This is a genomic window from Nostoc sp. 106C (assembly GCF_002154725.1).
GTDB lineage: Bacteria > Cyanobacteriota > Cyanobacteriia > Cyanobacteriales > Nostocaceae > Aulosira.
Genome location: NZ_MTAW01000124.1, coordinates 16,700 through 38,034, shown reverse-complemented (window position 1 = coordinate 38,034; position 21,335 = coordinate 16,700). Strand labels below are relative to the sequence as shown.

Below are 21,335 nucleotides of genomic sequence, written 5' to 3'. Positions count from 1 at the left end.
AAAATTAAAACATTTCTTATATATATATTAAACCATATTTATTACGAGTTTATCCTGAAAACCAGGCTGCTGAATAGTCCTTAGATGTCGGCTTTGCAGATAGCCCCAAATCACGTACGTACTTAAGTTAACCTTAGACACTTTCACCTTATTCAGACCAACAGAAATTTAGACAGCAGCTGCTAAAAAGTTAAGAATACTTTGAGCTAGTGCCTTTGATGCTAAATACGGCACACCATTACCAATAGTTTTAAACATATTGGTGAGTGACATATTTTCTGGAAGTATGAAATTTGCAGGTAAAGATTGGATCGCTAAAGCTTCCGCTACAGAAATTCTTCTTACTTTGTAGGGATGTAAATGTACCTCATTATTGCCATAGCAAGCAGTTGGAGAGTAGCGCCATCTGTGCAGCCGTTTGAAAGATTTTTTAGAATCATCTCCCTCATCAACTGAAGCGAATTTTTTGATACCTGCTCTTGGTTGAAAATAATGTCTAGCATTGGGATGTTGAGACACATTATTTTTTCTAAACCAGTATTCAACTGTGAGTTCTTGAGGAATATTTTCAGGACAAGGAATTACAGAATCTTCTTGAAAAGGTTCGCATTTTCGCCAAGGGTAAGCAAAGACTTTTTCTTGAGGATATAAAATATAATTTTTCAAAGGAAAGACGTTTTCAGCTAGTGAATTATCACTAGCTATTTTGATGCCCATTTCCTTAATTAAGCTATTATGAAAGCCAACAATAATAATTCTTTGTCTATCCTGTGGTACACCGTATTCAATAGAATTAATTAATCGCTCTGTTAATATATAGTCTGCCTGGTTTAACTTTTTCTTTAAAGATTCAAAAAATAAACGGTGTTTTTTTGTTCTCCACAAACCTTTAACGTTTTCAAATAGAAAGAAATCTGGTAGATTACGGCAAATTAATTCGACATAAGAGGCGGAAAGTTTACCATTGTCTCCCAAATGTCCTTTATTTTTCCCTGCAATTGAAAAATCTGGACAAGGAGGCCCGCCAATAAAGCCAACAATATTATGAGATTTACGGCAGTCTTGAACTAATTCCCAAAGGCGTTGTGCTTGTTGCCCGTCAAGAAGTTTAGTTACGTCTGCTGCTTCGTCCTGATGATATCCGTATTCAGGCAATGGTCGGTTGAGAATATCCCTTGAATAGCGGTATGCAGTAATGAATGGAGGAAAAAGTTCATTGACATAAACAATATTAAAACCGCTAGTTTCAAAACCTAAATCTAGGAAACCGCAACCAGAAAAGAAGGAGAATATACAAGGTCTGAGGGTCATTTTCTAAATACATATTTCTGAAATATATTTTTATCTACTATAATGCAGAGTACTTTTTTCAAAAAACACATACAGATATTTGATAAACCTAAACTATCTATATAAATTATTTAGCAAACAATTATCTGAATACTGTATAGCTAAATAAAGCTATAATCAACAATTAAAAAAGAGGCAATAACTATAGGTTACTAATTAATGGTATTTTTAGTTATCAGGATGATTTTACTTTGATTAGGAAAACATGCAGTTGACATAGTTCGTATAGGGTTACGAAATCGCGGTATTAATGCTGGAGAGTCTCTCATTACCGAATTTGGTACAGATGAAGATGTTCCTGTATACAGTACTGATCATCAGCGTAAGTTATTTTGGATATCAGTCAAAAGTGTAACTAGTCGGGTTGAAGACCCTCATGTCCTCCCTGTTGGTTACCAAGGCTGGATGTGTGGCGAAGTTGAAAGCAAACAATGGTTTAACCCCCCATCTGCCATTATTTGGTATTGTTCAGCAACTAGGCTTGCATGGGGTGCTATTCCTCCGATTCCTCCAAATAGGTTGAGTACTAGATGGTTTATTTTTCCTGACCGTTGGGGAAAGGTTCTAGATAAGCGCAAAACAAATCAGTTCAATCATAAAGTTTATCTTTACCCAAGCTGGCTTGTGCCGCTAGAGGCAATCATCGGCAAAGAGGAAATTATTGCCCATATTAAAAGGTTAGCCCAGCAATAATTTAGATACAATGCGGCATCAAAAATAAGTGCAAATGCTAGAGGTCAAGGTTGACGCAAACTCTGTAAGCTTTGATATAAATTGATTTAAGCCATAATATATTGCTTTGCCCAAATACATTCAGCCTGAAAGTGCTATATTTTATTCAAGTTAACGCAACTGTACCTTGAAAACCAAATATATCAATGCTTTCAACTGTGGTCGGTTCCAATTAATTAAAATCCCTATTAGGGATTGAAACCTGTACCCAAGCAAAGCTTGCAACGGTTCTTGTTCCAAATAATTAAAATCCCTATTAGGGATTGAAACTAAGGATTTAAAATATGCCTGAACCTTTCGTTGACCTTGATGCAATTTTTAATTTGGCTGTAAAAGAAACCGAAGAATTGATGAAACTTGGCTTTGATCTTAGCGACCCTTGTGCTGTCACATCACTAGAATGGTATGCTAATAAATATCCAGAAATTGCAGAACGCTGCAATAATGCCTTGTTAGAGCTAATTGAGAAGCAAGCTGCGGCTATTCCAGCATTTGTAGGCGCGGCATACTCTGACAATGATTTAGATAGCTTTTAATTTGAAAATATTTGTGAATTAGTATTTGCTCAATACTTTTATAATTTCTATTCCTGTAATTTGACTATTTATTAAAATTATTTGCACGCAAAGACGCTAAAAAGAACATCGCGCCTTTGCGTGAAATTATCCTACAGCTTTCTCAACAGCAACTTCTGGTAACAAACGCTTTACACCTTGTTTAACAAAACCTTGCAGAGAAGCCATCTGCTGATTTTGCTGGAAGACATTTTGTAAAGTTTGCCGCAACTTTTCCAAATTCAAATTATTACCAGAATCTAGGGCTATTTCCTGTTGTTGGAAATACTCTACTAAACTTAACCCAGCTACTCTGGTGAGATAAGCTGCACTTACCCCCTGTACTACGCCACCAGCCACAAAGGTGACGGCGTTACTTTTGAGAACAGTACTAACAGCTTTTGTGGAAAGTTCCACTAAACCCAGCTTCAGCATTAAACTTCCCATTGTTCCAACTACGGTTTGCGCCTGTTCCAAGGAAAATTTCTGCTGATAGATATTACCTAAATCCATTACCATCTGGGCATTAATGGCAGCATTTGCCAGAACGTCAAGCGCTGGGACTGGGTTAGCAAAGGCAGCAGCAGCAGCTATCCACTGATATTGTTCTATAGCTGGGGTAGCGCGATCGCGTCTGATGTCATTTAACCAGTTTTTCGCCTCAGCTTTCAGCAACTTAGCTTTTCTGATCGTTGTTGCCCACACTAACTTCTGTGATTGCTTGGCTAAAATTTCACTCAGTTGCTGTTTCAAAGGCTGGATATCTGGTGCTGGTTGTTCCAACCATTCTTGTACCGTACCGTCAGTCTCATGTTTCCGTACTTTGATAGGAATGGGAGACGCGGATGTTGCAACTAAATTTTCCTGCATCCGTTGTTTCAATGACAGCAAGATGCTAGCGCGTTCATCAGGTAAATACTGGTCTTGTTTGTTGAAGACCAGTATATTAGGCTGATTCGCGGCTTTTAGCTGCTGTAAAGTTTGAAATTCTGAATCTGTCAAATCCCCGTTGGTGAGGAACAAGACGAAATCAGATTTTTGTACTTCTACCAAAACATCTATATCTAACTTGTCACCAGCTTTTATAAATAAAGGCGCTGTCTCTTGGAAGCTGATTTTTTGCTGTAATTCTTCCTGCCAGCTAGACTTTAAAACTTCAATCAAAGTGGTTTTACCCGCTGATTTGCCACCAGTAACAGCTAGTTTAATTTCTTGCCTATCTATTTCTAAAAGTAATTGGGTAACTTGTTCTCGTAAATTCCCTAGGGCTGTATGATTTTCTGCTTCTTGTGCCAGTTGGTTAATTACAGCTTCAGCTTTGGCGATCGCACTTTCCACATCTGCCCGCTCTACAAGCAGACTATCTGGCTGCTCTAAATTAGCTTTCGGGCGATTTTTCTGGAATAACCACAATCCACCACCGACTGCCAAAGCACTCAATAAACCAAACTCACTGACTTGCACTATGGATTCGTGCCAACTGTCTAACATCCACAGAGAAAAGGACAGTCCCAATCCTCCCACTAAAATTGGTCGTTGCAACTTCACAACCATGACTCTCCGCGCTTTTTTGACGGCTTCTACTCCAGAATAAAACAAATCCCTGCAACCTTTACAGATTGCAGGGATTTGTTTTAACTTCTAGTTGGTGGCGGGAAGTGGATTTGAACCACTGACCTTCGGGTTATGAGCCCGACGAGCTACCAGGCTGCTCTATCCCGCGTTGTTTCTTCACTTTTTTAGTATAACCGCAAAGTCTAGGATTTGGCAACTACAAAAGTGATAATTCTCCAATAACTTCTAAACGCTTGTATTTTCCCAAAATCATAAACTTTTCAGCTAGGCTTTCTGCCACGCTGGGAGTAATCCAGCCCATTTGCTGAAGTAAGTGAATAGCAACTGCGTATTTTGCTCGCTTTGCCCCGTCTATGACTTTAATTGCTAATCCCATGCCTTCCCCAAGCCTACCAATGCACTGCACCCCTTCTGCACCTGCTTTACTAACCAATTCCCCTGGGGTTAAGCGCATCAGTTCCGTATCAAATTCTCCATCTCCAGCTACCATTGTGGGGTGATGAGTCATAGCACGGACAATACGCTCCATATCCAAAGTCTTACCAGAAGCTAGCAAAGCATATAGAGAAGCCATCTGACCAATTTGCATCAGATAAGTTGGTGCGCCACAATCGTCATGAACGCCGATAAATTCCTCAGATGGCATTCGCAGCAACTCTGCTACCTTGCTGAGAATTAACTGTTGCACTGGGTGTTTGCGTTCCAAGTAATTAGTCAAAGGCCAGTGGCGTTGTTGACAAACGGCTAACATTCCCGCATGTTTACCAGAGCAATTGTATTCTAGAGGACTCCGTTTACCTTCAGGAATTGGGCATTGGAGCGTGCTTGGATCGAGATCGGCCCGCCACAGGATATTAAATACTTGTCTTACCTGCTCAATGCTGGCTTTGTGGGAACTAGTAATGATTGCTAAATCCCGATCGCTGAGGTCGTAACGTTCTAGCGTACCTGTGGATGTAACTGCGAGAGCCTGAAATGGTTTAAGTGCTGAACGGACAAATGCAGCAGTTTCAGCATTACCGGCAACGGACAAAACCCGCCCGCGTTCGTCGCATACAACAGCTTGGACTATATGCTTCGATTCAATAATGCCTTCGCGTAGCAACCTGACTTCCAAGGCTGCGGCTTGAGTTCGTTTTCCCATTGTCATGGGTTAAAATCTATCACTTTTTGGTTATTTTTTATTATTTGTTTGTCATGAGTTATTTGTCATTTGTCCTTTGTCTAAAACTAATGACTAATGACTAATGACCAATGAATATTTACAACAAATGCCAAACTATACTACCAGCAAGAAACATTCCTGCCAAGCCAGCAAAGGTTAGTTGCAAGCGCCGGAGAATAGGTTTGATTTCATATGTGGCAATTAAGCGATCGCGGTTTAGTACTTCCTCTGGTTTTGTCCAAGTTTGACCATCATACCAACCAGACTCTTCATAAAATACTGTTGGGCTGAACAGGCGATCGCTCACATAAAACCAGCCTAAGTACAATCGTACTAGTAAAAGTAATACTCCAATACTCGCGCCTGCTGCGCCACAAAGAATAAATTGGGCAATGTGCTTATGTGGTGGAAAACTGGCTGCTGCTACTGGACCAGCCACCACCCACGATAAACTCCAAATCCACAGCATTTTCGCGATCTGCTCGCGCCAATTTAAGGCACAATCACGAAACAGCCAAGATGTTTTTAATTCTTCGTACTCATTAAGTGGTTGTTGTTCAGTCGGAACTGGGCAATTGAAAACCGAGGATTTGATCATTTTGGCTTACCCCCACCGTCATCGGATGTTGGAAGTTCTAGACGTTCTGCATGAGACCAGAACGCTTCTAAATTATAAAACTCCCGCTCCTTGGGCATCATGATGTGGACAATCACTTCACCGTAGTCTTGCAACACCCAACTACCTTCTGCTTTACCTGCTGTTCGCAAGGGATGTCGTTGCAGGTCAGTTCCTACTTTTTCTTCAATTGCTTCTGCGATCGCCCTTACTTGTACCCTAGAATAGCCAGTCATCATCACAAAGTAATCTGCTAGGTAAGATACATCCGCCACTCTGAGCAATAAAATCTCTCCTGCTTTGCGGTCTGATGCTGCTTCGGCAATAGTTATCGCTAATTTTCTACTTGCTTCTTCTATATGGGGTTGTGGGCTTGTGGCCGCACTCTTTTTCAACGATACGGATTGTATTGGGAAATCTCCTTGGAAATAATCAGACATTAAACCTCAGGTGCTTTATGCCTTTTGTTACATTTTTTTACAATTCCTAACAACCAATTAAGTTGTAGCTGTTTAAACTGTTTTTTTGCATACTAACAAAAAAATCGTCTGTTTGGATTTGGAACTCAGCAATCAAGCAGAACCAGATGAGTTAGCTAATTGGGTTAGAAACTTGGATAGAAGCCAAGCAGAGTAAAAGTACATGTGCTAAATGTCTTGCTTGATCTCTGTTTAGACCAAAGATGGTTTGTTGCTAATCAAGCTTACTCTGCAAGCAAAACCTAATTATCGATGGATATGGTACGTAAATCAATCAAGTAACACTTTTTAAGCAGCAACATTGGCTATGAATAATTACAAATTTACAATACATCTTGAGAAATATATTACAGTGAACCTAAAGCTATATATTTTATCACCCAAAGGTATTATTTAGCATTAAAGTCCTGCGTAGGAATCAGGTTTGATATTTGAAAAAATTTTGTACACTTAATAGGGTGAGCATTGCCCAAAGCCAGTTATTACTCTGCGGGTTCGCCGTTAAGCGTTCTCGTTCGCCAAAGCCATTTCCGTACCCCTACGGGGAAGCAAGCTACGCGTAGCGTCTCCGCAGGAGAAGGGTAGAGTAGTCCCCCGCCGGACGTATACAAGTGCGGGAATCGGGGTCCCACGGGGAACTAACTCCGACGCTCCTAAGTTGCTACTGCTAAGCTAACATCAACGCAGTGGCTCTCCTACGTGTATTTCAAAAATCAAATACTTGTCCTAGATTGAGGATTTAAGCACTATCTCCAAATAAGTACAAAGTATAGCCAACTCATACTTAGTAGAGGTTGGTTACATACAGTTAATAGTAAGCGATAATAGTTTCTTCAAATTGCTTGCTAAAACTTAACATAGCGAAATACTCCTGTCCGCTAATGCTTAGACAGGAGCTGATACTCGCTATGCAATATTAAACTTCCTGTTTCGAGACAGTTGTGGATTTAATTACTTGAGCATCCTCTGTTAATGAGTAACACAAGTTTTCATACTGATTTAAAGCTTGCTCAAAAGCATATTGTTCAACAGCATACTGGCGACTTTTATAACCCAGATTTTTGACTTTCTCCGGATTTTGGTACAAGTCTAGAATCGCATTTGCTAAAGCTTTGGGATCTTCGGGAGGAACAACAAATCCGCCACCACTTTGTTTAATAGCTCTTGCTGCCGTACCATTGTCAGGTACAGATGCAATCAATGCCCGTCCGCTGGCAAGTAATACTTGTATTTTTGAGGGCATATTGAAGGATACAACATTTTTCTTTTGCACAACTAAACCAACATCCGCCGCTGCTAACATCTGTGGCAAATGTTCTCGGGGTTGAAATGGTAGCAACAAAACATTATCTGCACCATAATTGAGACACTCCTGTTGCAATCTCTGCAAACCTTTAGCCTCACCAGCGATCGCAAATACAAGGTCTGGAATATGGCGTAACATAGCAGCAGCTTTAATCACTGTTTCTAACCCTTGGGTTAGAGCAATATTTCCTGAGTATAGAACTACAAATTTATCTTTGAGATTGTGTATTTCACGAAATTGGTTATCTTCTTTAGACAAAGGGCGAATAAAATTGACGTCAACCCAGTTAGGAATTTGCACAATTTTATGAGATGGTACACCTTTATTTAGCAAATTCTCTACAAATCCATCAGCAATAACACTAATTTTAGTAGCACTTTGATAAGCAAATTTCTCTAATTTAGTAAACAGCTTGATGAGAAATTTATTTTTCAATAACCCTACATGAATAGCTGCTTCCGGCAAAATATCTTGAAGGTTTAAAATCACAGGACAGTTACGCAACCATCCTAAAAGAGCAGCCGGAACACAAACAGGTAGAGATGGTGACGTTGAAATAATCACATCTGGTCGCCAGCCTATGATTGCAGGCAAAAAACTGGTGACTACGAAACTAGCATCTAACAATATCCGATCAATCAAGTTTGGTTGTGGGCGAATCCAAACATAACTGCGTTGAATTTGAACTCCATTTTTGGATTCGGTGAGATATAGCTTGCCCCGATAGCTTTGGTAAATTTGACGTTCAGGGTAGTTAGGCATAGCTGTGACTACACGCACCTGATGTCCCCGCTTAACCAGTCCCTCTGCTAATTCCGTCATCAGCGGGGCAATACCAATTGGCTCTGGATAGTAGTTGTAGGAGTAAATCAAAATCCGCATAACAAATTAGTCAGATTATCTGGCTTTTATTCAAAAACAATATTTTTCCCAAGATTTTTTGACGTTCTGAAGCACCCTAATTAATTCTCTCTGTATACTCTTTTTCTGTCATTAAAATCTCCTTAAAGATTGAGTGAAAGTTGACGACATATGCGTAGATGATACTTAATCCATTTTTTAATAAAAAATAAATTTTGGTTTTTTATACAGAGTAGTATTACTTAAGTATAATCTCTCTCATTCTTGGTTAAAAATACTTTAAAAAATTATCAAATTAACTTTATATAAAGTTATAAAAAGCATATGGGATAAGAAGTTTTAGCCCTAGCAGTCTCAAAATTTCAATTTACAGAGTAGGCGTAAGTATATAGCAATTACACGCCTAACAATCATGTAAAATACTACATGATATACACTGTATAGATTAGGTGAATATATGTTGAAAACTTAGCTCCACTATTAAAATTTTATTAAGGCAAATTTTTTATAAGAGCCTGCTAAATTGAAGAAGATCATAAAAGAGTGAGTTGAGAGTTTAAATGCCAGAGAAGTTACTAATAATTCTAGATCTCAATAATCTAGACTTAACTGTGTATAACTCTATAGCTATTTCTTTGAATATTGTCAAATTGTATAGACTATCAATATAGCGTTTTAAAAGTGAATAAATATAAATTTCTCGTGCTGAATTGTTAATGATTTACTAAGCGAATCTCCATCAGGGTGCAGATTTTATTAGATTAATTCTTTAATCGATTGACCACATATATTACTTACAACTTGCAGAAACTTCTTGGGATCTGGCATGATATTTTCTCGCTGCCATGCTACAGAAGTTTCTACTAGTGGTGTTTGTTCGTATAAGGGGCAATATACTACGCATTGGTGTCAACTTAAGCTAAAAGCGATATAGGGCGGGCGTTGTACAAATACCTCGCGCCCTCATCCCCTAACCCCTTCTCCAGGGTAGGGCTAATTCATTGTAGTGAGAGAAAAATTAAACTAGAAATCATCTCTACCTTAAGTAGATTTTAGTGTGAGATGAGTAGTAGTTTGATAGCAGCATTACAAGGTATAGAAGATTATCGTGCCGCACGTGGAAAACGTTATCCATTATGGGTGATGTTGTTATTAGTGATATTAGGAACATTAAGTCAATGCTACGGATATGCGGCACTAGAAGATTTTTGTGTGCGACATTATCAAGGATTGTGTGAACATTTAGGGGTCACACACAAGCGTAACCTGGCGTGATTCGACATTTCGCAGACTGTTTGAGCAATTAGACGCCTGAAAAACTCACAGACTGCTTTGTGGGATGGGCGCAAGTCGATACTAAAATCCAAGTGGGAGAGTGGTTAGCAGTAGATGGCAAAGGAATCAAAAGTACAGTCACTGGACACAATCAGTCCTAGCAAAACTTTGTCAATGTTGTTTCGGTATATAGTCATCAGCAAGGAGTAGTCATAGCCTTAAAGCAATTTGAGAACAATGAACAAAGCGAAATCAAAGTCGTACAACAACTACTAGAGACTTTGAACCTCACAGATGTGGTTTTGAGCTTTGACGCTTTGCATTGTCAAAAAAAACTGTGCAGTTAATTGTCAATAGTGGCAATGATGACCTCGTTGGCATTAAAGGCAATCAACCTAAACTCTTGAGTTATGCACGAACCCTCACACAAAAACTTCTCCCAACTGCTATTAACACTCAACTAGAACAGACACGTGGACGTGTCGTTCAACGCACTGTCAGAGTCTATGATCAACTATGTGGAATTGACCCTAGTTGGGACAAGGCGCAAAGTTTGATTGCCGTTGAGCGTCGGGGTACAAGAGATGGCCAAGATTTTCACACATTCAGTTATTACTTGAGTAGTCTCAAAGCATCTGCCATCAACTTTGCTCATGCTATTCGTGGACATCGAGACATCGAAAACGGATTACATTGGGTCAAAGATGTCGTTTTTGGCGAAGATATTGCTCCCATTCGTACTTATAATGCTGCTACTAACTGGTCAATTATGCGTACTTTCGTGATTAATCTGCTCCGAGCAAAGGGTTATCGCTCACTGACCAAAGCACTTCGATTTCTGTGTCATGATCTCGAACAGCTTTTTTCTCTTTTGACAATGAATTAGCCCTAGGGGAGATGGGGAACTAAATCTCTTGCTCCTCTCACCCACAGGGAGAGGGGCTGGGGGTGAGGGCGAAACCTTGCACAAGAGCGGGTTTCACGTTAAGTTGACACCACTGTATACTACGCCGCCCCTTTGAAGATTTTGCAAAGAGGATGGTACGATCGCAATTCTCATTCCCTCTGACACCAGCTCAATATAATTGTCTGCATCTGGTTAGCTTATTGAGTAACTTTAGGGCTGCTGAAATTTGCTTGCTGGCAAAGACTTAGAATTTGGTTGTAAAGCCCTGGCTCTAAATGGTGAGGAAACACGATAAAAAACTCATCAGCTAGTGATCGCACTGCTATAGATTTTTGTTGAGCTACGGGATGACTCTCCAGCAAAGCCACAATTAAAGCTTCTTGCTGAATGCACTGTTGAGAGAAAGTTTTGTCTTCCAAAGGTGGATGGGCAAAACCCACATGAATACGGCCATCTTTTAAAGCTTGCTCTTGCTGAGTAGTGGTTAACTCATACAAAACCAATACATACTTAGAAAGTAGTTAAAGCCATGCCAGAAAAATATACTCCAGGCTATTCCAGCAATGCGACCAATTTTATGGCAAATCGCACTGTAGATAGTCATGTGGCTTTTTTCACACCTGATCTTTGTCCTGGGATGAAATTGCTAGATTGTGGTTGCGGCCCTGGTACGATCGCTTTGGGTTTAGCAAGAGCAATAGCTCCTGGTACAGTTACAGGTATTGATCGAGAAGCTGCTCAAATCTCTATTGCTGCTGAAAACGCTATTAATCAAGCTGTTGGTAATACTCACTTCCAAGAAGCAAATTTCTACGCCCTACCCTTTTTAGATAATTCTTTTGATGCTGTTTTTTTCCATGTATTGTTTGAGCATCTTCATTAACTAATGAAAGGTTTACAAGAAATTATGCGAGTTCTCAAACCAGGAGGGATCGTTGATTTACGTAGTCCTGATTGGGGTGGATTTATGATTGCACCAATCGCATCAGAACTAGATCGAGCAATTTCTTATTACAACTGACTCCACCAGCAGAATCATGGCAATCCTTATATGGGTAGAAACTTAAAAGCATTGCTACGACAAGCCGGCTTCACTAATATCAAAGCTTCAGCTTCTTATCAATGCTATGAGCCACTAGATTTGATTACAGAATATTTGGCACTGCGAATCGAAGCTTCTATTTATCTTACTCAAGTCTCATGTTTTTGCTAAAGCTTAATGTGAAATAATATAGAATATTGCGAATTTTAACTTATTTCAAGGAATCTAGTTAAATCTATAATCAAATTATTGCAGTGCTATGGAAAAAGATATCAAAAGCTGAGAATATAGTTTTTTCTATATACTCCAACAGCGGTTTCCTCTCTATAGGTAAATTTGAATTTCACGCAACGTTACTAGTTTGGCTAATAAACGAGAGCTTGATTGCATACTTAAATGAAAGCAGAAGTAATTGCATTAATCTAGGCATCTGCCACTAGCAGGTTAAACTAGGTTTGGTAACAGCTGCTCCACCGTTCCTTATGAGGCTTTTATGGGAGCTAATCTGAAACAGATTGCTAAATACTTAGACAACCTTGGTTGGGAATATCGTTTTGATGACGAAGAAGACCGGATTATCACAGGTGTGGAAGCTGATCACCTTGAAGACTTCCTGATAGTTGTTCAATTGGATGAGGAGGGAAAATTTTTCCGGGTATTTGCTCCTCAAGTTCTGGCTGGAGTTCAAGAGCATCCTCATAAGGGAGCTATTCTACAGACAATGCTGGCTATTTCTTGGGAAACCAAGATGCTGCAATGGGAGTATGATCCATCAGATGGTGAAATCCGTGCCATTATCGAGTTTCCGTTAGAAGACTCGATTCTCACAGAAAAGCAATTTAACCGTTGTTTAAGCGGGTTAATTCAGATTGTTGACAGCATAGCGATGCCACGCTTGAAAGAAGTAATGGAAACAGGCCTAGATCCAGGGAATATAGAACTTGGGGAAAGGCTGTTACTGAGTATTCAAGAAGAGGCTCCTGGATTATTAGAAATCCTAGAAAAAGCAATGGAAGCTAGGAAAAAGCGGGGAAGTTTTCCCAACGAGTGAGGCGGATCATCACTGAAATAGCTATACTCCAAAGTGATACCCTCACTATATACTGAATTTTTCTAGGGCTGGATTTTATGACATCCTATGCAACCTCCTCTGCCAAAGCGGAAATGAGTGAACTTCGGCGGTTGAAAGGCTTACTACCGCCAGAATTGCAGAGCTGGGTCACGGTTGAAGGCACAACTGAGGTCAATCCACCCCTGATCCGCAGCGAAGAAATCGGTAAAGACCAGGTAGAAATTCAAATTGACCTGGTGAAATGGGATACCCTCGCAATGGATCAGCGTAATCTGCTGTTTTGGCACGAAGTCGCCCGCATTCAAAATGACACAATTCCCAAAGATGGTTGGGAAATGGCAGCACTGGCTATCGGTTTAGGTGGTGCTGTAGGTGAGTTGTGGGTACAGGATGGATTGTTACTGGTTTTAGCATTAGCACTTTGTGGCGTTTCCGGCTGGCGACTATACCAAAAAAATAATGGGGAAAAGCAACTCAAAGAATTAGTTGATGCTGATGACAAAGCGATCGCTCTTGCAACTCGCTTTGGTTATAGCCTCCCTAATGCCTACAAGAGTCTGGGTAGCGCCTTAAAAACCTTGATTGATAACACTCCTAGTAAGCGTCAGCGGTCTAGATATGAAGCAAGGCTTTCAGCTCTCAAACGCAGTGCTAATAAAGCAAAAGCTAAATCTAAAACAGTAGATGAAGGTGGATTTTAAGCAGTGCTGAGTTCTAAGTAACGAGTAACAGGTAGTTCACACTCAACACTCGCTACTTAGGAAAGCACTCAGCAATTTTCAAAGCTGATTTAACATTTTATGAGTTTGAGGCACAACACGCACGTGCTTTACAAACTTCTTCATTAAAGCTTGCCACTTCAAAACCTGTTCTGGAGAAGGGGCAAGTATAGGTATGTCCGTTAATTGTTCAGACGCAACTAAAGGCGTGACAGGTTGTAAAAACACTGGAATATCGGGACTAACACCTGCCACCAACAAAGCTGAACGTTCCAACTCAGTTGGGTCTGTTGTTTGCGAAACAATTATCTTGACAAAAACATTTAAATGTGAGCCGTGGCATAATTTCAGGCATTGTGCGTGTTCGTACCAATAGCTTTCACCGCTAACACTAGGTAGCTTAAAATCCATACCTACGGAGTCTAAGTAGGGCAGAATTATTGCCAACTGTTCTGGACGATGGCCTCCAGTCTCCAAATATATGGGTAGATTGGTAAGAGAGCGCACTTGCGGTAGAAATAGAGCCAAAAATGGGGCATGAAGGAGTGGTTCGCCTCCAGTTAAGCTAATGCTATCGTGTAGAGAAGGTAAATTTTGCCGTTCAACCCATTCTAATAAGGTGGGTAGTGGGATAGGATTGGAGTGCACTTCAAAATCTCGGATTCCAGGGGTTTGCTCTATCCTACAGGTAGAGGGTGCATTCCAAGTGTGGGCACTATCGCAAAAGTGGCAACGTAAGTCACAAAAAGCAAAGCGAATAAAAATTTGACGTGTCCCAACGTTCAGTCCTTCCCCTTGAATAGCGGAAAAGACCTCTATCAGGCGTGCAGTAGTTTTAACCGTAGTTTTAGCAGTCATGGGATGATATCAACGCGATCGCGCCGCGTCTTCACGAAAGCAAGTAAGTTTTTTAGCCTCTTGTTCTATTGTGAATCGTCACTGGCAATCTACCATCTCTCCCAATTAACTAAACAATTAGTCCTGATTCCTCCTAATTGTAGATGAGGATAGGTAATTACATGAGGACAAATTAATGTTTGGCAGCTTACATTTACACGGCAACTAAAGTGCAGAGCTTCATGACTAGCCAACCAAAAGAGGTCGTTCCAGTTACTTCTTTAAATGAAACAGCAATAGTGCCGGTTCCGGCTCGGTTAAGCGTGCTTGAGGCCGTAGGCTTTAAGCAAACTTGCCAAGAGCTAATCCAGGCAAATCCACATCTCAAGCAAATAATCATTGACTTTCACCAAACTACTTTTATGGATAGTAGTGGTTTAGGTGCTCTGGTCAGTAATTTCAAAACTGCCAAGGAAAAACAAGTATTATTTATACTACGTAATGTAAATCCTCCAGTAATGGCAGTCCTAAACCTCACAGGATTGGATCAAGTTCTTCCAATTGAATCATTGGGTATTTTACCGCAAAAACAACAACACGATCCCCAAGATGCTCAGGTATTTTCTTCTCGTAAGGTTGAGCAGCTACCTACTACTCATCCTTCTGTGGCGTCTTGGATGAAACGGTTGCTTGATATTGTTGGGGCAGTGATAGGTTTGGTAATAACAGGCATTTTACTAGTTCCCATTGCGGTTGCTATTCAAATTGACGATCCGGGACCGATTTTCTTTAGCCAAACCCGCTGTGGTTGGATGGGAAAGCGCTTTGAGATTTGGAAATTTCGCTCCATGTGTGTGGATGCAGAAGCCAAAAAATCCCAAGTGCAAAACCAAGTACAAGGTGCTTTCTTCAAGAATGAGAGCGATCCCAGAGTGACGCGGGTAGGGCGGTTTTTACGGCGAACTAGTCTAGATGAATTGCCGCAATTTTGGAATGTTCTTCAAGGAGATATGAGCTTAGTTGGTACAAGACCACCCACGCCTGATGAAGTAGAACGCTATGAAGTACCTGAATGGCAACGCTTGGATGTTAAACCTGGTATGACTGGCGAATGGCAAGTAAATGGAAGGTCGAAAGTACGCAGTTTTGAAGATGTAATTCGCTTAGATTTGCAGTATCAAAAAAATTGGAGTTTACTGTACGATTTCAAGCTAATTGTCAAAACGATAGCGATTCTATTTCATAAAAATAGTGGTGCAGTTTAGCCGATTACCTTGATTTTTAATTGGTCACTAAGTCGTAAATTTCAAAATTAATTGATGTGTGCGCCTCAGCAGCATTTGCTCTGGGGCGCATACATTTTTTTAGTAAATAATTGTTAGATGCTAAAGGTGTGATGGGAAAACTGAGTAAAGCGCTACTGAAAATCAGCGTTTAACAACGAGGAGAAGATTATGATACCTCTCAATGTAACTTTTATGCTTGCTGATTGGATTGTCAAAGGGCTAGCAGATGGTACATTTGAACGAGTTGGGGGTGTAATTCGGGATGTAGGAAGTAAGCAAGTTGTTACTTGGTTAAGGGATATGACTGGACAAAGTTCCCAAATAACAACTCTAGGTAGTTCCCCTAATAATTTACTCAACCTTATTTTCTCTGGAGCAAATCTTGCTGCTTCGGGGGTTAATACGGCTGTGACAGGAAAAGGATTAGCTGATGTCAACGAGCGTTTAGGTGGAGTCGAACAAGCAAGTATAGGAAACATAGCTATCTCTGGGGTTAATTTGCTTGGAACGGTTGCTAATGTAGCTATTTCCGGAAAAGGATTTGCTAATGTTAACGGGCGATTGAGTGGGATTGAAAATCAGTTAGGAGAAATTGGGCAAAGTATACAACTAACTCAAGGAATTTTACAGCTAACTACTGCTAGTAGTGTACTGAATTTGGGTGTTTCAGTTATGGGCTTTGCTGTGATAGCACAAAGGCTCAAAGAACTAGAGAAACGGTTACAAGAAGCGCAAGAACTATTAAACAAAATGAACCGTAAAATTGACCTGAGTTTCTATGCTAATTTTCGTGCTGCGCTTGATTTAGCTATTAATGCTTTCACAATGAGTAAAGCTGAAAATCGCAGGAGTAGTGCTCTACAGGCTATAAACCGATTTTTAGAGGCAGAACATATCTACACCGACTATACGGATACTGAAATTGAACAAAAAAGCCAAATTGCTGATGAATATTTACTGACTTTATCTTTAGCTTACCTGGCTGAAGCTCGTTGCTATTTAGAATTAGAGGAACACGATACAGCACTTCGCCGCTTCCAAGAAGGGGCAACAGTTGTACGTTCTCGTATTCATAAATATGTTGACCTTTTACTTACTTCTAATCCAGCAGCATATTTACAGCCTCAGCTCCAAGGTCAGATTGATTTGCAAAGACTAACTCGTATTTACCAATGGATTAACCCAGCTTTGGATGAAAATGCAGTCTTTGAGATGCAACGTGAGAATCTGTTCAAAATATTTCATGACCCTAAAAGATGGTTAGATTCACTGCCACCAGCAATTTTAACTCGTATTGAAGTTCAAGGAGGATGGTTCGGAGCAAGCCAGAATGATTTGAAGGAAGAAGCCTACAAACGTCTTCCCCAAGCGTTAGAAGTAATGGAATCAATGATTGAAACTAATCGTCGTTTTGAAGCATATCAAACGGAAGTGGAAGCAATATCTCAACTAGGGATCAGCTTTCATGAGTGGCTTAAATTATCTCCCTCAACAGAAACTAAACCTGATGGAGCAGAATTGATATATATCATTCCATCTCAGCCTTTAGAATTGCTGCAACTTTCACATTGAAACTTAAATTATCTATCCCTCTTCGGTTACTGTGAAAATCTTGTTTTTCATCAAGCATCACTTTTAAAGCAGTCGTTCAGATGCAGAGAGATATTTGCAACGTTTCCAGCAACTTATACCTGATGCTTGCTTTGTAGTGGTTTTTGATTCCCAACAAGAAGAGTCTATTGTTTGAGGTAGTAAAAAAGCGATCGCATTCTTTTTGATGTATTACATTCAATGGCAAACTCTAATAATTAAACTGTCGAGGATTATAGTTACTAGAAATTTATGACAGGGTGGAGAGGAGAATATTCATACATACCACCTGATTGCCATTTTTAAATAAACCTACCCAGCGAACTTTTCCGACGAATGCCAATTACAGACGGACGAGGAACACCTGTAGATTGACCTTTACCACCGTCAGCTGGGGAAATATTACTAGGCCAACTACTACCACGAGGTACAGTGCGATTTTGATTGAATGTAGTGCCATTCAAATCTAATAATTCGATACTGCGGCTCAGCATTGTACCATCGTTAATTGGGCAATCTTCACCAGGATGCTGCACTGAAATAATCAGTGTATCCCCCACAAAAGTAGGCCCAGTCATTTCACAACGCACTGGCCCGTGAGCAAACGGTATTACCTGTCCCGCATTAGTACCACTGGTGGGGATAAAGAACAGCCAGTTATTGCCAAAAACTCCCGTCAAATCGGAAACGTTACCACTAGCTGTGTGACTGATAGTAGTTTGCTTACCAATAGCACCAGTATTAAAACCGTTATGGGTGTTGGTAGACATATCTGTTACACCCCAAACGTTAGCGCGATCGTCGAAAACTAAGTTATCTACATTGGCAAAACCAGCCCCAGACACCGAACCGGCTTCTCCACCTTGGGCTAATCTCTGCCAGCGGAAGGTAAGGCCTGTACCGTCGGCACTATCTTCAATAATCTTGTATAATCCTCCTGACTGCTGCGTGGCATTAGCAGTATTGTTTAACTTGGCAACGTGGAAAATTCGCGAATCAGGATAACCATCGCTTCCTGGCGCACCATCGGTATAAGCAATGAAAACCTCTTGAGTACGCGGATGGATTTCGATATCTTCTGGACGGGCGGTGGGAGTTCCCCCGATTAAGTTTGCGGCTAAAAAGGCATCAGACAGAACCGCACCTTGGGTAGTGTAAAAGTTAGATAATTTCTTATTCTGATAAGCAGGTAGTACTTTCACTTCGTTAGTGCGATCGCATTTGAATATACCACCATCTTCAGTTTGTCCGGCTATACCTTTACGCTTTGGTAAGGGTAAATGACCTTCTTTTTGCACTTTTCCTAAAGCCGCAAATTCCACGGAAGACAGTACAGTTGGCGCAATCGGATTAGTAGCAGTAGTTAAAACTAAAGGTATCCATTGACCTGTACCATCTGAGTTGTAACGGGCAACATATAAAGTCCCTTCTTCCCACAATCGGCTATTACTTTTACTGCTTGGCGAGGAAACTTTACCTGCGCTGACAAATTTCCAGGTATGTCCCCCGCGTCTGTCATCACCCATGTAGGCGACTAACTTCTTTCCGGCTGCAACCCTCATGGCGACGTTTTCATGGTGGTAACGACCTAAGCAAGTGTGTTTACGGGGACGGAATTTCGGGTTAGTGGGGTCAATTTCCACAATCCAGCCATATTTTTCTCCAACCAAACCAAAAGTTTTGCCAGTAGTGCCATCGGTGTAACCTATTTGAGTACCATCACTTTTAACTGCTTCTGTGACACCAACTTGATTTTGAAAGTTTTCTTCAGCAGATAAAATAGTTCCCCAAGGTGTTGTACCACCAGAACAGTTGTAGGCAGTACCAATAATTTTGTTACCTAATCCATCGGTACTCAGGTTAAAAACTTGAGTTGCAGCCGGTCCAGTAGCAATTAAATAGTTTTGGTTGCCTTTTTGATAACTGAGATTTCCCCAAGAAGTGACATTTTGATAGCCGTCAGTTCTTTGGCTGTTAATTCCCAATCCTGAAAGACCATGAATGCGGCGATTTTTAGCGTCTTTAACAACCGCAAAACGCTTGCTAGTTTTATTGCGAGAAATCCGAATAATAGAACCGCCCAGATTATATAAAAATTCTCCTTCAACTTGAATATTTTTACTAGTAGGTAAAGCCCAGCCAATCACAGGTTCAAAGGCGGTAGGTAGTCCAGCTAAATCATCAGCAGCCTCTATTACGGCAGCAGACATGGGGTAGCTCACATATTCGTGATTTACCCATAAATAACCTTCATCTTTATTGTTACTTAGGGGAATAAAAGCAGTGTAATCGCAGTTGTAGCCTACATATTCTTCTTGATTAGAAAACACGCGATCGCCCCAACTCACAATTACATAACGTTCATATTCTGGGGGCACTACCACGTCATCAATGACTTTATAGCAAGTTAACTTTATATCCTCAGATACATTCAATTCTTTTCCCTGCCCTATTCCCGTTGGTAAAAAATTCTTGTATTGTTGATAAATTGGTAGAGGGTGGGGTAACCGGACTGGTGTAAAGTTGAGTGGTTTTATTTTCTTTTCTGCAATACTAGAAGCAGTACTGAAATTTTTTGCTCCCCATAAAGCAGCACTTACACTACCAGCAAAAAATATTAAAATTTGTCTACGACTCAATTTAGACATCAAACTTTCCTCTGCAATTACAGAAAAAATTTAGTGATAGGTAAATATTTTCAGAATCAGTCATGATTATTGAATCGCTGATTAATGGTATTGCTCAGTAATTCATTAATCAGAAACAAACTTATATATAAATAATTAACAATAGGTTATATTTTAATTAAAAAAAGTTTTGGCAATTTCAAGTTAGGTAATTAAAAATACACATTGTTTAATAGAAGATATCTAAAACATCGCCTACTTTCTAGGTAATTTGGTATCATTTACAAATTTGTGGTTTACGTGACCAGGAACAGGGCTAGCGTCACAGTTGTCCTATTCTGGAGATGGGTAATAGTGTTGTGGGTGAGACTGTGTTTTTCAGCGTTGTTATACCGACTTACAATCGCCAATCAATTTTAGAAAAGTGCCTCCGAGCCTTAGAATTGCAAGATTTGGCAAAGTCAACTGCGATTACAGGTTATGAAGTCGTTTTGGTAGATGATGGTTCTACTGATGGGACTTTAGAGTGGTTGGCAGCACATAAAGACGAGTTTCCCCATGTGCGATGGTTTGAACAAGACCATAACGGCCCAGCGGCGGCTCGGAATTTAGGGGTAGAACAAGCACTAGGAGACACAATTATTTTTATTGATAGTGATTTAGTAGTGCTGTCAAATTTTTTGCAAGCTCATGCTGATGCGCTAGTGCAGGGACAGAAAAGATTGGCGAGCGATCGCTTTTTTACTTACGGTGCAGTCATTAATACTTGTAATTTCGATAATCCTACTGCGGAGCCTTATAAAGTAACAGATTTTTCAGCAGCTTTTTTTGCTACAGGAAATGTGGCAATTCCCAAACATTGGTTAGAGAAAGCTGGACTTTTTGATACTGGCTTTCAACTTTATGGCTGGGAAGATTTAGAACTTGGTGTAAGGCTCAAAAATATCGGTTTACAACTGATTAAATGTCCGGAAGCTGTAGGCTATCATTGGCATCCAGCATTTAAATTAGAACAAATTCCTAACTTGATTGACAAAGAAATTCAACGCGGACGTATGGGAGTTTTGTTTTATCAAAAACATCCCACTTGGGAAGTGCGGATGATGATTCAAATGACTTGGTTACATCGTTTGCTTTGGGGCATACTATCCCTAAATGGCGCGCTTAATGAACGGACAATGGCACCGTTTTTGCAATGGCTAATTAATCTAGGTAAACCTCAATTAGCTTTGGAAGTTGCCCGGATTTTTCTTAATTGGTATAACGTCAAGGGTGTTTACGAAGCCTACGCCCAAATGCAGCATTCATGAAACTTGGATAATTGGGCATTTGTCAACGCTCC

18 protein-coding genes, 1 tRNA gene and 1 pseudogene are annotated in these 21,335 nt (G+C 40.3%); 10 read left to right on the top strand and 10 right to left on the bottom strand.

Annotation, left to right across the window (positions count from 1 at the left end):
• Positions 1–168 precede the first annotated feature (168 nt).
• The gene (locus tag BV375_RS18130) at positions 169–1,311 is read right to left on the bottom strand and encodes a DNA cytosine methyltransferase (RefSeq protein WP_086762852.1); all 1,143 of its coding nucleotides are present in this window, start codon (positions 1,309–1,311) and stop codon (positions 169–171) included.
• 444 nt (positions 1,312–1,755) lie between these two features.
• On the opposite strand from BV375_RS18130, the gene BV375_RS37670 reads away from it, so the two are divergent.
• Both BV375_RS37670 and BV375_RS18120 read left to right on the top strand, forming a co-directional pair.
• The gene (locus BV375_RS37670; RefSeq protein ID WP_208099146.1) at positions 1,756–2,043 is read left to right on the top strand and encodes a hypothetical protein; all 288 of its coding nucleotides are present in this window, start codon (positions 1,756–1,758) and stop codon (positions 2,041–2,043) included.
• 323 nt (positions 2,044–2,366) lie between these two features.
• Entirely contained in the window at positions 2,367–2,618 is a 252-nt protein-coding gene (locus BV375_RS18120) for a hypothetical protein (RefSeq protein ID WP_243713981.1), read from the top strand.
• A 126-nt stretch (positions 2,619–2,744) separates the two neighbouring features.
• On the opposite strand, the gene BV375_RS18115 is transcribed toward BV375_RS18120, so the two are convergent.
• From BV375_RS18115 to BV375_RS18090, 6 genes are all read right to left on the bottom strand, one after another.
• A complete protein-coding gene (locus BV375_RS18115; protein ID WP_086762848.1) occupies positions 2,745–4,190 on the bottom strand; it encodes a DUF697 domain-containing protein in 1,446 nt (481 codons plus the stop codon).
• 92 nt (positions 4,191–4,282) lie between these two features.
• Positions 4,283–4,359, bottom strand: a tRNA-Met gene (locus BV375_RS18110).
• Positions 4,360–4,407: 48 nt separating this feature from the next.
• Positions 4,408–5,361: an asparaginase gene (locus tag BV375_RS18105; protein WP_086762846.1), complete on the bottom strand. Its 954-nt coding sequence runs from the start codon at positions 5,359–5,361 to the stop codon at positions 4,408–4,410.
• A gap of 112 nt (positions 5,362–5,473) precedes the next feature.
• Entirely contained in the window at positions 5,474–5,974 is a 501-nt protein-coding gene (locus BV375_RS18100) for a CGLD27 family protein (RefSeq protein WP_086762845.1), read from the bottom strand.
• Positions 5,971–6,432: a ribosome silencing factor gene (rsfS, locus tag BV375_RS18095; RefSeq protein ID WP_086762843.1), complete on the bottom strand. Its 462-nt coding sequence runs from the start codon at positions 6,430–6,432 to the stop codon at positions 5,971–5,973. The genes BV375_RS18100 and rsfS overlap by 4 nt, the downstream gene beginning before the upstream one ends.
• A gap of 955 nt (positions 6,433–7,387) precedes the next feature.
• Entirely contained in the window at positions 7,388–8,659 is a 1,272-nt protein-coding gene (locus BV375_RS18090) for a glycosyltransferase family 4 protein (protein ID WP_086762841.1), read from the bottom strand.
• Positions 8,660–10,235: 1,576 nt separating this feature from the next.
• Between BV375_RS18090 and BV375_RS18080 the strand changes: the two genes are divergently transcribed.
• Positions 10,236–10,799: an ISAs1 family transposase gene (locus tag BV375_RS18080; protein WP_086762837.1), complete on the top strand. Its 564-nt coding sequence runs from the start codon at positions 10,236–10,238 to the stop codon at positions 10,797–10,799.
• Between the two features lie 114 nt (positions 10,800–10,913).
• Here BV375_RS18080 and BV375_RS18075 read toward each other — a convergent pair.
• A pseudogene (locus BV375_RS18075) lies at positions 10,914–11,323 on the bottom strand (LysR family substrate-binding domain-containing protein); the annotation flags it as partial.
• A 26-nt stretch (positions 11,324–11,349) separates the two neighbouring features.
• On the opposite strand from BV375_RS18075, the gene BV375_RS18070 reads away from it, so the two are divergent.
• From BV375_RS18070 to BV375_RS18060, 4 genes are all read left to right on the top strand, one after another.
• Positions 11,350–11,703, top strand: a complete 354-nt coding sequence (locus BV375_RS18070; protein WP_086762835.1) for a class I SAM-dependent methyltransferase — start codon at positions 11,350–11,352, stop codon at positions 11,701–11,703.
• A 3-nt stretch (positions 11,704–11,706) separates the two neighbouring features.
• A complete protein-coding gene (locus BV375_RS38740) occupies positions 11,707–11,841 on the top strand; it encodes a hypothetical protein (protein ID WP_279432935.1) in 135 nt (44 codons plus the stop codon).
• Positions 11,842–12,355: 514 nt separating this feature from the next.
• Positions 12,356–12,913, top strand: coding sequence for a hypothetical protein (locus BV375_RS18065; RefSeq protein ID WP_086762833.1), 558 nt, complete (start codon positions 12,356–12,358; stop codon positions 12,911–12,913).
• Positions 12,914–12,990: 77 nt separating this feature from the next.
• Positions 12,991–13,635 carry a DUF3318 domain-containing protein gene (locus BV375_RS18060; RefSeq protein ID WP_086762831.1) on the top strand — a complete coding sequence of 215 codons (645 nt, stop codon included), beginning with the start codon at positions 12,991–12,993 and terminating at the stop codon, positions 13,633–13,635.
• Positions 13,636–13,713: 78 nt separating this feature from the next.
• Here BV375_RS18060 and BV375_RS18055 read toward each other — a convergent pair whose 3' ends face one another.
• A complete protein-coding gene (locus BV375_RS18055) occupies positions 13,714–14,511 on the bottom strand; it encodes a 7-carboxy-7-deazaguanine synthase QueE (protein ID WP_086762829.1) in 798 nt (265 codons plus the stop codon).
• Between the two features lie 221 nt (positions 14,512–14,732).
• Between BV375_RS18055 and BV375_RS18050 the strand changes: the two genes are divergently transcribed.
• Entirely contained in the window at positions 14,733–15,755 is a 1,023-nt protein-coding gene (locus BV375_RS18050; RefSeq protein ID WP_208095334.1) for an anti-sigma factor antagonist, read from the top strand.
• Positions 15,756–15,944: 189 nt separating this feature from the next.
• On the top strand, positions 15,945–17,348 hold the full coding sequence (locus tag BV375_RS18045) for a hypothetical protein (protein ID WP_243713980.1): 1,404 nt from the start codon (positions 15,945–15,947) through the stop codon (positions 17,346–17,348).
• Between the two features lie 320 nt (positions 17,349–17,668).
• On the opposite strand, the gene BV375_RS18040 is transcribed toward BV375_RS18045, so the two are convergent.
• Positions 17,669–20,014 carry a PhoX family phosphatase gene (locus tag BV375_RS18040; RefSeq protein ID WP_086762825.1) on the bottom strand — a complete coding sequence of 782 codons (2,346 nt, stop codon included), beginning with the start codon at positions 20,012–20,014 and terminating at the stop codon, positions 17,669–17,671.
• A 323-nt stretch (positions 20,015–20,337) separates the two neighbouring features.
• Between BV375_RS18040 and BV375_RS18035 the strand changes: the two genes are divergently transcribed.
• Positions 20,338–21,303 (top strand): glycosyltransferase, encoded by a 966-nt coding sequence (locus tag BV375_RS18035; RefSeq protein ID WP_086762823.1) that lies wholly within the window; start codon positions 20,338–20,340, stop codon positions 21,301–21,303.
• The last annotated feature ends 32 nt before the right edge of the window (positions 21,304–21,335 follow it).

Excerpts from the sequence above, each read along its gene's own strand:
- BV375_RS18130 (WP_086762852.1), bottom strand. The coding sequence starts at position 1,311 with ATGACCCTCAGACCTTGTATATTCTCCTTCTTTTCTGGTTGCGGTTTC.
- BV375_RS37670 (WP_208099146.1), top strand. The coding sequence starts at position 1,756 with ATGTGTGGCGAAGTTGAAAGCAAACAATGGTTTAACCCCCCATCTGCC.
- BV375_RS18120 (WP_243713981.1), top strand. The coding sequence starts at position 2,367 with ATGCCTGAACCTTTCGTTGACCTTGATGCAATTTTTAATTTGGCTGTA.
- BV375_RS18115 (WP_086762848.1), bottom strand. The coding sequence starts at position 4,190 with ATGGTTGTGAAGTTGCAACGACCAATTTTAGTGGGAGGATTGGGACTG.
- BV375_RS18105 (WP_086762846.1), bottom strand. The coding sequence starts at position 5,361 with ATGACAATGGGAAAACGAACTCAAGCCGCAGCCTTGGAAGTCAGGTTG.
- BV375_RS18100 (WP_086762845.1), bottom strand. The coding sequence starts at position 5,974 with ATGATCAAATCCTCGGTTTTCAATTGCCCAGTTCCGACTGAACAACAA.
- rsfS (WP_086762843.1), bottom strand. The coding sequence starts at position 6,432 with ATGTCTGATTATTTCCAAGGAGATTTCCCAATACAATCCGTATCGTTG.
- BV375_RS18090 (WP_086762841.1), bottom strand. The coding sequence starts at position 8,659 with ATGCGGATTTTGATTTACTCCTACAACTACTATCCAGAGCCAATTGGT.
- BV375_RS18070 (WP_086762835.1), top strand. The coding sequence starts at position 11,350 with ATGCCAGAAAAATATACTCCAGGCTATTCCAGCAATGCGACCAATTTT.
- BV375_RS38740 (WP_279432935.1), top strand. The coding sequence starts at position 11,707 with ATGAAAGGTTTACAAGAAATTATGCGAGTTCTCAAACCAGGAGGGATC.
- BV375_RS18065 (WP_086762833.1), top strand. The coding sequence starts at position 12,356 with ATGGGAGCTAATCTGAAACAGATTGCTAAATACTTAGACAACCTTGGT.
- BV375_RS18060 (WP_086762831.1), top strand. The coding sequence starts at position 12,991 with ATGACATCCTATGCAACCTCCTCTGCCAAAGCGGAAATGAGTGAACTT.
- BV375_RS18055 (WP_086762829.1), bottom strand. The coding sequence starts at position 14,511 with ATGACTGCTAAAACTACGGTTAAAACTACTGCACGCCTGATAGAGGTC.
- BV375_RS18050 (WP_208095334.1), top strand. The coding sequence starts at position 14,733 with ATGACTAGCCAACCAAAAGAGGTCGTTCCAGTTACTTCTTTAAATGAA.
- BV375_RS18045 (WP_243713980.1), top strand. The coding sequence starts at position 15,945 with ATGATACCTCTCAATGTAACTTTTATGCTTGCTGATTGGATTGTCAAA.
- BV375_RS18040 (WP_086762825.1), bottom strand. The coding sequence starts at position 20,014 with ATGTCTAAATTGAGTCGTAGACAAATTTTAATATTTTTTGCTGGTAGT.
- BV375_RS18035 (WP_086762823.1), top strand. The coding sequence starts at position 20,338 with ATGGGTAATAGTGTTGTGGGTGAGACTGTGTTTTTCAGCGTTGTTATA.